The sequence below is a fragment of the Acinetobacter sp. SFD genome, from assembly GCF_001647575.1.
In the GTDB taxonomy this organism is placed as follows: domain Bacteria; phylum Pseudomonadota; class Gammaproteobacteria; order Pseudomonadales; family Moraxellaceae; genus Acinetobacter; species Acinetobacter pecorum.
Genome location: NZ_LSZJ01000001.1, coordinates 14,944 through 26,695 on the forward strand (window position 1 = coordinate 14,944; position 11,752 = coordinate 26,695).

At 42.2% G+C, this 11,752-nt stretch carries 12 protein-coding genes and 4 tRNA genes; 5 read left to right on the forward strand and 11 right to left on the reverse strand.

The window, feature by feature from the left end; translation table 11 throughout:
- Nucleotides 1–34 precede the first annotated feature (34 nt).
- Complete coding sequence (locus AY605_RS00085) at nucleotides 35–748, forward strand: DUF3108 domain-containing protein (protein WP_064094496.1); 714 nt, start codon at nucleotides 35–37, stop codon at nucleotides 746–748.
- Between the two features lie 90 nt (nucleotides 749–838).
- Entirely contained in the window at nucleotides 839–1,414 is a 576-nt protein-coding gene (locus AY605_RS00090) for a xanthine phosphoribosyltransferase (RefSeq protein WP_064094497.1), read from the forward strand.
- A 311-nt stretch (nucleotides 1,415–1,725) separates the two neighbouring features.
- On the opposite strand, the gene AY605_RS00095 is transcribed toward AY605_RS00090, so the two are convergent.
- The 3 genes from AY605_RS00095 to AY605_RS00105 all read right to left on the reverse strand — a co-directional run bounded on the left by AY605_RS00095 (nucleotide 1,726) and on the right by AY605_RS00105 (nucleotide 4,056).
- The gene (locus AY605_RS00095; protein ID WP_064094498.1) at nucleotides 1,726–2,394 is read right to left on the reverse strand and encodes a hypothetical protein; all 669 of its coding nucleotides are present in this window, start codon (nucleotides 2,392–2,394) and stop codon (nucleotides 1,726–1,728) included.
- A gap of 85 nt (nucleotides 2,395–2,479) precedes the next feature.
- Complete coding sequence (locus tag AY605_RS00100; RefSeq protein WP_404794106.1) at nucleotides 2,480–3,658, reverse strand: CsgG/HfaB family protein; 1,179 nt, start codon at nucleotides 3,656–3,658, stop codon at nucleotides 2,480–2,482.
- 20 nt (nucleotides 3,659–3,678) lie between these two features.
- A complete protein-coding gene (locus AY605_RS00105) occupies nucleotides 3,679–4,056 on the reverse strand; it encodes a hypothetical protein (protein WP_064095158.1) in 378 nt (125 codons plus the stop codon).
- A gap of 863 nt (nucleotides 4,057–4,919) precedes the next feature.
- Here AY605_RS00105 and AY605_RS00110 point away from each other — a divergent pair.
- Nucleotides 4,920–5,351 carry a hypothetical protein gene (locus AY605_RS00110; protein ID WP_064094500.1) on the forward strand — a complete coding sequence of 144 codons (432 nt, stop codon included), beginning with the start codon at nucleotides 4,920–4,922 and terminating at the stop codon, nucleotides 5,349–5,351.
- Between the two features lie 48 nt (nucleotides 5,352–5,399).
- Here the strand turns inward: AY605_RS00110 and wrbA are convergent, their stop codons facing one another.
- Entirely contained in the window at nucleotides 5,400–5,999 is a 600-nt protein-coding gene (gene wrbA / locus AY605_RS00115) for an NAD(P)H:quinone oxidoreductase (protein WP_171254887.1), read from the reverse strand.
- 110 nt (nucleotides 6,000–6,109) lie between these two features.
- On the opposite strand from wrbA, the gene AY605_RS00120 reads away from it, so the two are divergent.
- Entirely contained in the window at nucleotides 6,110–7,357 is a 1,248-nt protein-coding gene (locus AY605_RS00120) for a YihY family inner membrane protein (RefSeq protein WP_064095160.1), read from the forward strand.
- A gap of 163 nt (nucleotides 7,358–7,520) precedes the next feature.
- Here the strand turns inward: AY605_RS00120 and AY605_RS00125 are convergent, their stop codons facing one another.
- Complete coding sequence (locus tag AY605_RS00125; protein WP_064094501.1) at nucleotides 7,521–8,162, reverse strand: fumarylacetoacetate hydrolase family protein; 642 nt, start codon at nucleotides 8,160–8,162, stop codon at nucleotides 7,521–7,523.
- A gap of 31 nt (nucleotides 8,163–8,193) precedes the next feature.
- Nucleotides 8,194–8,691: a YcxB family protein gene (locus tag AY605_RS00130; RefSeq protein WP_064094502.1), complete on the reverse strand. Its 498-nt coding sequence runs from the start codon at nucleotides 8,689–8,691 to the stop codon at nucleotides 8,194–8,196.
- Between the two features lie 159 nt (nucleotides 8,692–8,850).
- On the opposite strand from AY605_RS00130, the gene AY605_RS00135 reads away from it, so the two are divergent.
- Nucleotides 8,851–10,149 carry a hypothetical protein gene (locus AY605_RS00135; protein WP_064094503.1) on the forward strand — a complete coding sequence of 433 codons (1,299 nt, stop codon included), beginning with the start codon at nucleotides 8,851–8,853 and terminating at the stop codon, nucleotides 10,147–10,149.
- A 103-nt stretch (nucleotides 10,150–10,252) separates the two neighbouring features.
- Here AY605_RS00135 and AY605_RS00140 read toward each other — a convergent pair.
- The 5 genes from AY605_RS00140 to AY605_RS00160 form a co-directional block, all read right to left on the reverse strand.
- A tRNA-Arg gene (locus AY605_RS00140) sits at nucleotides 10,253–10,329 on the reverse strand.
- A gap of 286 nt (nucleotides 10,330–10,615) precedes the next feature.
- On the reverse strand, nucleotides 10,616–11,221 hold the full coding sequence (locus tag AY605_RS00145) for a dihydrofolate reductase family protein (protein WP_064094504.1): 606 nt from the start codon (nucleotides 11,219–11,221) through the stop codon (nucleotides 10,616–10,618).
- Between the two features lie 118 nt (nucleotides 11,222–11,339).
- Nucleotides 11,340–11,416: transfer RNA gene (locus tag AY605_RS00150), tRNA-Arg, on the reverse strand.
- Nucleotides 11,417–11,464: 48 nt separating this feature from the next.
- Nucleotides 11,465–11,541: transfer RNA gene (locus AY605_RS00155), tRNA-Arg, on the reverse strand.
- Between the two features lie 16 nt (nucleotides 11,542–11,557).
- A tRNA-Ser gene (locus AY605_RS00160) sits at nucleotides 11,558–11,647 on the reverse strand.
- Between the last annotated feature and the right edge of the window lie 105 nt (nucleotides 11,648–11,752).

The window sequence follows — 11,752 nt, forward strand, 5'->3', positions numbered from 1 at the left end:
TTTTGCCCGTTGAACCAATATAGGAAAATAACTGATGGCGAAGACTGTATTCAAAACTTTAGTGATGACCACGGGTCTGGGCAGTGCAATACTGTTCACTGGTATTTCTAGCCAGGCTTTTGCCATGACTCCTTTCCAGGCCAGTTATCAATTCAGCTATAACGGCAAGAATATGGGTTCTGCAACACGGACTTTAAGTAAATCTGGCAATAACTGGACTTATGTTTTTGCAGCAAAAGCAGGTGGTGTAGCCTCGGCAACCGAAACCAGCCGTTTTACCTTCAATAATGGCAAGATCGGTTCTAGCAGTTTCAGTCGCAGCAGTAAGATTCTGGTGCACAACAACACCATGAGTATTAATTTTAATCCTTCCAGCAAAACTATCAGTACCAGAAAAGATGACGAAAAGCGCTCTTTTGCCTGGAGACCAGATGTTCTGGATGAACTGAATGCAGAACTGCAGATTCGTGAAGATCTGAAAAACTCAGGTCTGAAAGCCAATTACTATATTGCCGATGCCAAAGAAGTTGAAGGCCGTAAGTTCGTAAAACAGGGTTCAGAGACAGTCAATACCAAATATGGCTCTTTCAATACCATTAAAGTGGTGATGAAACATAGCAAACCAGGGCGTGAAACCATTTTCTGGCTGGCACCAAAACTTGATTATCTTCCAGTGAAAGTTTCGCATGTAGACAAGAAAACCTCTTATGGTTTGCTGTTAACTGATTATAAAGGTGCAAGCAACTAAGATTTTTTGGTGAATTTCGCTTGATTTTTTCCGGGTGCTTTTTACAATACGCTTTTGCTTTAAAAAGCACCTGCTCTTGAGGATTCTCCCGTGCATGCACTAGAACAGAAAATCTTGGCCGAAGGCATCGTTCTTTCTGAAGAAGTTTTGAAAGTAGATTCTTTCTTAAACCATCAGATCGACCCAGTCATGATGCAGCAGATTGGTCAAGAATTTGCCCGTCTGTTTAAGGATGCTGGTATCACCAAAATTATTACGATTGAAGCATCAGGTATTGCACCTGCAGTAATGGCAGGTTTAGAACTTGGTGTACCTGTAATCTTTGCACGTAAATACCAGTCTCTTACCCTGAAAGATGATTTATACCGCTCGAAAGTCTTTTCATTTACCAAACAGACTGAAAGCACCATTGCGATTTCAAATAAACACATCAGCTCTACTGATAAAGTTTTAGTAATCGATGACTTCTTGGCTAATGGCCAGGCAGCACTTGGATTGGCGGATCTGATTCATCAGGCAAATGCAGAAGTGGTCGGTATTGGTATCGTGATTGAAAAATCATTCCAGCCAGGTCGTGAGCTGCTGCTTGAAAAAGGCTACCGTGTCGAATCACTCGCACGCGTGAAATCTTTAGCCAATGGTACAGTTGAATTTGTTCGTGACTAAGTTTTCTAGTAAATTTCTGAAAGGGCGCTGAGGCGCTCTTTTTTTTATATATGGTCTTTGCACTTGTTTGCTACTTTATAAATTTGGGTCATCATTTTCACTATACTCAGCTTGATCAAGCTAGCTCCAGTTTTCTGATCCATGAACCGGATCCTACTTAACTTAGCCTAGGGATTAAGCTGTCCTAGAACAGATTAATTTTTCCATCCGATGAATAAACAACAATTTATTTTAGTGTTACTATAGAATAAGAATAAAGAGGCCTAACTATCTGCCAATAGTTAGACCCCCTGTTCTAGGTGAAATTGGAATTATTTCACAGTCACAGTGATACTGCCGGTGTTCACAGCACCCATCGCAGTCGTTTTGATGCTATTGTTGATAGAGGATTCTGTTCCGCCTGTAAGCACATCTACAGAGGCGTTAACAGCGCCTGCATTATAGGCAATGTTCGCTACACTATAATTGCTTAAAGTCTGGTTAATTTCTTCACTATAGTTGGTGCTTAGTGAAGAACTTACAGTTTCTGAGACGTCTGAAGTATCCGCAACTTCTGTTAGCTCCTCTAGAGTTTCAGAATTATTCATTGCACTGGTTGCTTCGCTGAAGTCATAGTTAGACGTTTCATCTGATACGTTTGATACAACCTTGTTGAAGTTACCCTGTTCGATACTGATACTACCAGTATTGGCAGCACCCATCGCAGTAGTTTCAATACTACCCTCAATTGAACCAACCGCGTCTGCAACCTCTCTTGTAGCAGTCGCTGTTGCATCTAAAGTGACACTGGCATCAACATCCGCAGTATTCACTGCCAGGTTCAGCGCAGAGCCATTTTCTACTTGTTGGGAAATAGAGTCCAAAGTAGCCTGTAAACCACTATTTACCTCTACATTTGTATCACCGTCAGCTGCATAGGCCATACCTGCGCCAGATAGTAACGTGACGGATAAAGCTAGTGTTTTGATCGTGTTATTCATCGTTATTCTTCCTACTTTTGTTTTAAAGTACCTCTCGCCCGGTACTTTTTTTAATCAAGGGAGCGAGCCCGTCGTTACTGACCAGTTAATCCCGTTGAGAGCTGGACCAGTAATTTTCTACAACTTCTGGATTGACATCCCATAAACTGGATGACTTCTCCTCGTCTTTTTCTTTGTCAGCTTTTTCTTGACTATCTTTTTTGTCATTCACTTTGCCTGTTGAAGATGACCGCTTGGTCTTGCCGATATATTTAATCAGCTCCTCTTTGCTCATTTCCGGCTCCGCTTCAGGATTCTGAATCACTTCAGACTCTTTGTTTTTGGGTGCCTTGGTATCTTTACTCGGTGTATTGGTGGATTTATTTTTTTGATTCGAGGATTCCGTTTGAGACGGAACTGATGTTTGAGCCGCACTATTCAAATCCGGATTTTTTTGTTGCTGGTTTTTCTTGTATTTATGCAAAGCGACAGAACTGCGGGTTAAGTTCAATTGGCCGAATTCAGGCGGTATCTGTGCACGACAGCTTTCAAATACTGCTGGCGGTACCACCTGGCTAAGCAGCTCAAAAGTTGCCAGATTCAGCATTTGGCGCAAGGCAAAATTGGTAGCCTCCCGCTCTCCCTTTCCGATCTGAATATTTAATAGCGTACGTCCGGCAAATCTACCTGCACCGATTCCATAATCCTGTGCAGCAATCTGTTTCTGTAGCGAGACATTGCCCACGACCCTACTGCTGCGTGTATCGGTAAGAGATAAATCCAGACCAACCATAATCCGGGTTTGACTATAGTTCGGGCCAACGCCTGCGATCTGCATGTCAAAACCACCTCCTGGAATAAAATCCAGACTGTTAATACTGCCGGTAACATAATAATCAGATGCCTGAATCTGCTTGGGGTCACGAATCCCCCATTTGGCCTCACTTTCAATAATCCGGGGATCCCGCCGGTTCATCAAACTGACGCCCGCCTGAAACAGAGCGGACTGCACCATGTCTCCCGCACCTTGGGTCACCATTTTTCCGCTACCGCCATTGGTAACTACATCTTTACCGGTCTGGTCGAGAATTGCGCCCACAGAAAAACTGACATCACTACGTAATTGCCCTTTCAGGCAGGACAAGGCCATATCAAAAGGGGTGAAAATATCGGTAATCGGTGGACCTTGTACCAGTTTGACAGGCTTTTTATTGGAAGGCGCCAAGCCCGTACAGCCTGTAAGCAAAGAGCTGAAAAGAACTGTAACACTCACCCCGCATATCATTTTCCTGCTTAAGGGAGAACTCAGCATGATGACTCCCCCTTCTGATTACTTAAGTTAGGACATTTCGGCTGATTTTGACTGGTATTCGAACTGACCGGGGCTTCATTCAACAGTTCACTTTTGATGTCTACGGTGTTGCCGGAACCATCGACATTAATGTTGTTGGTTGGGGTATTGACCGTACCGATAGAACTTGTAGAGGTACTGTAGATCGTGGTTTTGCCTAATCCGGAATAATAATCTGACTCCTTAAGCTCAATCAGGTTTGCTTGGACCAGGTTTTCAGCGGAACGGCTACTTGAGGGTTTCCAACGCTGACTCCACTCATCAGAGGTTGCATATGCATTGTTTATAAAACATAAACAAATTAAACCCATATTGATCAATAGTATTCGCACCATATTAATATCCTCTGACCCAAGATGCTTATTCATTTTTTAATTTAGTAATATCTAATTTATCTGACAAAATATTAAATCACATAAAAATTTAAAATATACCCTTTATCTATTTCTATCTTTTTTTTACTTATTATTACGATTTATCTATTTGTTTTTATTTAAAAATTATAATTTTGTATCCAGTTTGTGATTTGTAAGAAAACATTATAAAAACAATTTTTACATATCGAATTTATTTAAAAAACTTTACTTAAATAATATTTTTTTTATCTTAAAAATAATAAAGAAATCCTCTTATAAATTCCGAAATTAATATTTTAAAATTACTTTAAATACCATAAATTTTGATTTTATTAGAGATTCTAAATAATTGTGACATATTTCATCTATTATTAAATATACGATTAATAGATCACACATTGGATTATTTATAAGGAAAGCTCTCAATAACTGCACCTTTTAGAGGCAATCCCTTAAACCGAAGATCTCTGCTTTCTTCTCTCGAATTTCCCTCCCCTCAGCAGGCTTCAAAGCCACCCGTCTTTGGCAATACTCAGGTAATCTTGTCTATAGAATAGAAAGTAATAAAGAGCAGGAGAGCCGACTATCTGGTAGTTTTTATAGCTTCAAATAACATAGCGTGTGTGCCCAAAAGGATTAGAGCGAAATTATTTACAGCTGAAATACAATGTTTTAGCTTTAATTCAACTAGAATCAGTCAGGTAGAAGCCTTTCCCATAATACATGTCAAAAAGCCATACTAAACACTGTATGACCCGAATAACTGTTTGGGCGAAGATAATTTCAAATCATCTATGAGCTTAAGCAAAGCAAATATCAATTGTTGATGGAACAAACCTATGCAATGTCCTAAATGTGGCTCAACAAACATTGAACAACGCAATCATGAACAGAATTTAAAGAAAATTGGCGGCATCCTCATGAGTTCAGCCGGCGCAACTGCAGGAACAGTAGGTGGCGCTGCTTCGGGTGCTTCCATTGGCGCTGCAATTGGTACTGTAGCGGGACCTTTAGGGGTAATTGTGGGTGGAACGGTGGGTACTTTCATAGGTGCGATCAGTGTGGGCATTACCGGAGGAGTAATTGGTAATTTTCTGGGGAAAAAAGCTGGAATTTCTGTTGACCGCAATGTGTTTCAGGATTATCAATGTCTGAAATGCAAATACAGATTTAGCCAAAAAGATCAAAAAGATCAAAAAGATCAAAAAGATCAAAAAGATCAAAAAGATCAAAAAGATCAAAAAGATCAAAAAGATCAAAAAGAAGCTTAATATAATTGAGGAAATGAAGTGAGTACTTCATTTCCTGCGATAGCTTGATCAGCCTTGATTGAGTTTCAGTACAACCTCACCCAGACGCTTACCCTGTACTTCACACAGAATTTTTTCATCCTGACTTAAGCCCTGATCATGCCTTGGGCCGCTGACATGACTGGCACCATAAGGTGTACCGCCAGTTTTGGTATTCGATAGTGCCGATGTTGCATTGCTAAGTCCCATGATCATCATGCCGTGATGAAACAACGGCGGCAGCATGCTTAGTAAAGTACTTTCCTGTCCGCCATGCATGGAACCTGACGCCGTAAACACGCAAGCAGGCTTACCATGCAAAGCGCCATTCAGCCATAGACTTGTGGTCTGATCCCAAAAATACTTCATTTCAGAAGCCATATTGCCAAAACGGGTCGGTGAACCCAGTGCCAGACCGGCACATTGCGCAAGATCATCCAGAGTGCAGTAAATGTCTCCTTCTTCCGGAATGCTTGGTTCCGCGACTTTTACCATGCTGGATATATTGGGAACCGTCCTGATTTTTACTGCCACGCCTGCCGCTTCAATTCCATTGGCAATCAAATGCGCCATTTCTTTGGTTGAGCCATATTTGCTGTAATATAAAACAAGGACATAAGGTTGCATCATGGTTCTTATTCATTACTAAAAAAAATAAAACTATACGATACTTTGCAAGTTTTTTGGTTAAGCTGATGATGAAAATTCATGATGATTAAAAAAATTGAGATTGGATGCAGATGATTGATAAGTATTTAAAGAAATTACCTTTCTATGAAAAACACTGGTTTCAATTTGTTTTATTTGTATTACGACGTTTTGAAGCAGACCGATGTCGCGAACAGGCAGGTTCATTGACTTATACCACCCTGTTTGCGGTGGTGCCGATGCTGACAGTTTTTCTGGTAATTATTTCTTCAATTAAAGCACTGGAACCTGCGCGGCAGCAATTGCAACAACTGATTTACAGTAACTTTTTACCTAAAACTACCATTGCATTTGATAAAGCCCTGAATGCCTTTACCGACAAATCCAGCAATTTAACCATCATCGGTATTTTGTTCCTGTTTGTGACCACAGTCTTGATGCTGAGCAGTATCGAAACGGCATTTAACCGCATTTGGCGTGTAACTGAAACGCGAGGCGGGATTATAGGATTTATGCGTTACTGGACCATCATTTCGCTGGGACCAATTTTACTGGGCAGTGCATTTGTAATTTCCTCGACTGTAGCGTCCCTGAGTATTCTCAGCAACAATTTTTCCGGTTATGAACTAGATGGTGCTTTTGTTCTCTGGGCGATTTCCTTTTCTTTGACAGTACTCGGGTTTTTTATTCTGAACTGGACCATTCCGAATCGCAGTGTGCCGATTAAATCTGCCTTTATTGCGGGCCTGTTTAGTGCAGTAGTATTTGAACTGCTGAAAAACCTGTTTGGCTGGATCATGACAAACTTTACCAGTTATGAAATCGTCTATGGTGCCTTCGCCGCTGTGCCAATTTTCCTGCTCTGGATTTATCTGTCATGGATTATTGTATTATTGGGAGTTGAGATCAGTTATGCCCTGACTGCTTTTGAATCTGGTCAGGACAACAAACGCCATCCGATCGTCATGCTGCTGGATTTATTAGAGCTCTTTTATAAAAAGCAAAAAACGGGTGAAAGTATCAGTGAAGCGCAAGCACTGGAAGTGCTGGGCCGAGATGAAATTGGTCGCTGGCCGAGCTATGTCGAAATGTTCGAAAAACAGAATCTGATCAAACGTACCGATGAGAATGAATATGTGCTGGTCCGCGACCTGGATCAGGTGAGCTTCTGGAATTTTTATTCGCAACTGCCCTATCCACTGCCACGCAAAAACCATCTTATCAATACCCAGCCTGATGATATCTGGATGCAAAATTTCTCACCCAAGTTACAGGAAGCAGATCAGTATCTGGAAGAAAAACTCAGTTTCCCGCTATCCGAATTGTTCCGACGTAAATAGAAAAAATCCTCTCGCTCGAGAGGATTTTTTCTATTTACGTCGATGGATTTATAAGCAGGCTTCCCCACCAACCACCACAATTCTCAGCCACCGCCTGAATGACGAGGCGATAAAAAGGACTGCATTTGCAGCCCTACAGCTTGAACAATATAAAATACCGGGATTATTTAACAAAAGTCGTCCAGATATAATCCTGAGACTTACCTTTAAGAGTCATTTTGAGCTGGTCACCGGAATGTAATGCCGCAACGCCTGCCGGTGTACCGGTCATTACCACATCACCCTCTTCTAAAGTAAAGACCTGACTAATCTCAGCCAGCAGAGTCGCAATATCAAAAATCAGTAAAGCGGTATCGCCTTTTTGACGCAGCTCATTATTAATTTCAAGTGTGTAGTGCACATCTTTCCAGTCAGTAACCACATCCGCTACAGGTACCCAGTCCGACAACAGGCAGGAACCATCAAAGGCTTTGGCACGTTCCCAAGGCTGACCTTTTTTCTTATGATCATCTTGTAAATCACGCAACGTTAAGTCCAGACCCAAAGTCACAGCACCTACTGCCTGCAGGGCTTTTTCAGGATCATTTTCCTTGCTCAAGGTCCGGTCAATACGCAAACTCAACTCGCATTCATAATGGCAGTTACCCCATTCAGGATTCCATTCAATGCCTGCTTCAAGCGAAGTTAAGGCACTCGGTGGTTTGATGAATAATACCGGCCGATCAGGGATCGCATTACCGAGTTCCTTGGCATGATCGGCATAACTGCGACCCACACAAACAATTTTGGACGGACGTGTGCTCATGATCAAAACTTCCCTTTGGTAGATATCTGAATTATTTTTTAAATGTATGCTCAAACATGCTCTGTTCAGTGCCATCCTTAAATGCACGCTTCGGCACAATAACCACGGTACGGTTTTTTAATTCCAGCATATAAGTGAGTTTACCGACAGCAAAATTCTGCACTTCGCTATATGGCACCAGCTTGCTACGATCATTGGTAAAAATTTCCGCATAGTCCTGATACAGATCAATACCCTGTTCGCTTTTACCAAACTGATATTTAATAAACTGGCGCTTAAACATCATCGGCAGGAACCAGTAACGCATGATGCCTTGCAGGATCAGGAAGAATGCTCCCAAAGCCACGTAATAACGTCCGACGCCATCAAAGCCCATCGAAAAACCCCAGATGATAATCCCGATACTGACCAGAGGTGTCAGAAAACGTGAAATCTGTTTTTTACCAAACGTTGCCAGGGCAAAACCATCCTGAGATTCTTCTAAAGTCAGAAAATAACGGGTCGATAAAGTCGGTGCTGACTCAGTCATAGCATCACATCAAAAAATAAAATCTTGCCCAATACTATACCAAAATATACACAGCGCTTATGGCCTGTCACATCAATTACATAACTTTGCTTTGGAATTTCGTGCTTTTGGTTTTAAATAAATAGCAATTAAAACAAAAAATATGTAACAGGTTGCTGAATGAACGGATTAAAGCAATGCATAGTCATCAGTGTTCTTTTAGGAACCTCTACCACAGCACTGGCCAAGATTATTCCCTGGAATGCCGAACTGCCGAGCAGTCTGAGTGCCTATCAGGGAAATGCTCACCAGCTGGCAGAGTTAACCGGCGAGCGGATTCTGATTTATGCGCATCCCTCATCTAAAACCCAGCTTCCGACCTTAAACAGCAATGCACCCAGCAAGGCACAGTTTTATAGTGCGGCTGTGGTATTGCCGGTAGCTGAAGCTCAGGTCGAAAAATTGCTGCAACATTATCCGAATTATGTGGGTCTGTTTCCGACATTAAAGTCAGCCAAAGTGCTGGAGCAGCAGGGTTCGATTCAGCAGGTTAAATATCAGGTTCATATCCCAACCCCGATTCCGGTGTTAAACTTTAAAGAAACTGTAGTAATGCAGCATCATCTGGGTGATAACAGCATCAGCACCTTAATTATCGATGCGCCAATTCCCTATGGTGCAGGAAAACTGGAATGGTTTGCACTGGGTTCGCATAGAACGCTGGTGACTGTCACCCAATGGGGCGACCTGAACCAGCCCAAAGGCTTTTTATTCAGTAAAATCCTGAATGCGCTGCCTGAAGCCAAACTCGGCATTCCGCCGAGTACCAATGCATTTCTGCTGGAAGCACTACAACAACGCTTTAAAACCGAGCATACAGCAGCACTAGCAACTCCGATTCCGCAACTGAGATTCAACCCTCAACAGCTACAAAAAATTGCCCAGATCAGCCAGAAGTCTGGGCAACCGGTCAGTTTCATTTTGCCGAACTATCTGGTCAAAGAAGGAAAAGTCTCAGAAAATTTAAGATTTAGTAGCACCTATCAATATTTTGCGCATCCGGTCGAAAAATTGCGGCCGTGGTTAGCAGCTGAAGCAACCCAGCAGCTTTTTCCCCGGCAGATCAAGAAGGTCGAACTTAAGCCGGTCAATCCTCAGAATATAGATGCCAACTATAAGGTGTCGGTCGGTTTAGGAGTGATTCAGATTCCATTTAACTTCAAGATGCGTTTTTACCAGCCTGATTCCCTGCAAAACCAGTTCAATGCCAATGGCGGCGACTTGAAGTTTGTGAAAGGTGGCATGCGCTTATTACCGCAGTCACAAGGTACCTTATTTCAAATTACCAGCAGTATGAAGATTCACGATCAGGCACCGTTCTTATTAAGAGCCATGCGCAGTATGCCCTATCATGATGTTTTACCTGCAGTGGGTGGCAATACCGTTTATGCACTGAAAGTGCAGCAGAAATTAAGATAAGAAGGAGGCAGAGAGTTATTGGTTTTTTATATGAAAAATTCACGCATTCCAAGCACAAAAAAACCGCATCACTGTGCGGTTTTTTCAGAATTTTTATCAAGATTGGTGCGCTCAGAGAGATTCGAACTCCCGACCCCTTAGTTCGTAGCCAAGTGCTCTATCCAGCTGAGCTATGAGCGCGACGTCTTGATGGGGTGCATTATACGAGTTTTTTCAGTCTTGTTAAGTGTTTTTTAATAAAATCTCAACCGAACGTACAGTAATTAAACGATGCAGCAATATTCACAACTTTCTGCCGAAAACTTCTGCAAATTTAGAGCTAAAAGCACTTAATTAATTCGACCAGAAAGCTGGATTTCCAAAAAATTTCAGCAGCACACAATAGGTCAGCTCTCAGTATTCTCAACCAGGTATCCAACCAGAATAGAATTCAAATATCAGATAACCATCATCCTTGTACGCTTTATCACTCGCCTATTGTTCCGGTCTTTACTGCGCCTGCCCTTTGATAATACGCAAACACAACACCATTTGAGCTAGCCAAGTGGTCTATCAACTGAAAAGCGGCGGGTATTGATTCATGATTAAACAGGCGTTTGCCAACACCCAGTATAATTGGAAAAGTCAGCAGACGAAGTTCGTCCACAAGCTCATATTTGAAAAGCGCCTGTACCACTGCAGCACTACCATATACACGAATGTCTCCCTCTCCTGATGCTTTAAGATTGATTATCTCATCAATGCTTTTTAGAAAAAGGGTATTTTTCCAGTCCGAGTGCTCCAGACTGGTAGAAAGAACATATTTATTGACATCATTAATTCCCGGCCAGTCTTCAGCATGTGTGGGCCAGTAAGATTCAAAAATCTGAAAAGTATTTTTTCCTAAAAGAATATCGGAGGGCTGCATCCAGTTTTGCATGATGGCATCAAATGCCGGATCAGGTTCCGCATTAAAATACGGCGCCACCCAGCCACCATATTGAAAACCACCAGATAGATCTTCTTTCGGGCCTCCGGGCCCCTGCATCACGCCATCTAGGGTCAAAAATTCCTGGACAATGATTTTTCTCATCACGACTGCCTTTATTTTTATTAAATCGCCTGAGACTTATTTTTAGCACGTGATGTCTGGTGTTTCTGTAAATTTTAGGCACAAAAAAACCGCAACATGTGCGGTTGATTGTTCAAGTTGGTGCGCTCAGAGAGATTCGAACTCCCGACCCCTTAGTTCGTAGCCAAGTGCTCTATCCAGCTGAGCTATGAGCGCGTAACTTGTGTGCCTAGGTTGGCGATACATTTTTCTGCTTAACTTACTTGGTGCGCTCAGAGAGATTCGAACTCCCGACCCCTTAGTTCGTAGCCAAGTGCTCTATCCAGCTGAGCTATGAGCGCGCGATGTAAGTAAGCGTGGCGGTGAGAGAGGGATTCGAACCCTCGATACAGTTACCCGTATGCGTCCTTAGCAGGGACGTGGTTTCAGCCACTCACCCATCTCACCGTAACGTGCGGCCATAATACAAATTTCGGCATGGCACTGCAAGCGCAGCATCAAAAAAAAGTGCATATTTTTGCTCGTTTAAATACTTTTTAAGCAATTCCTCGA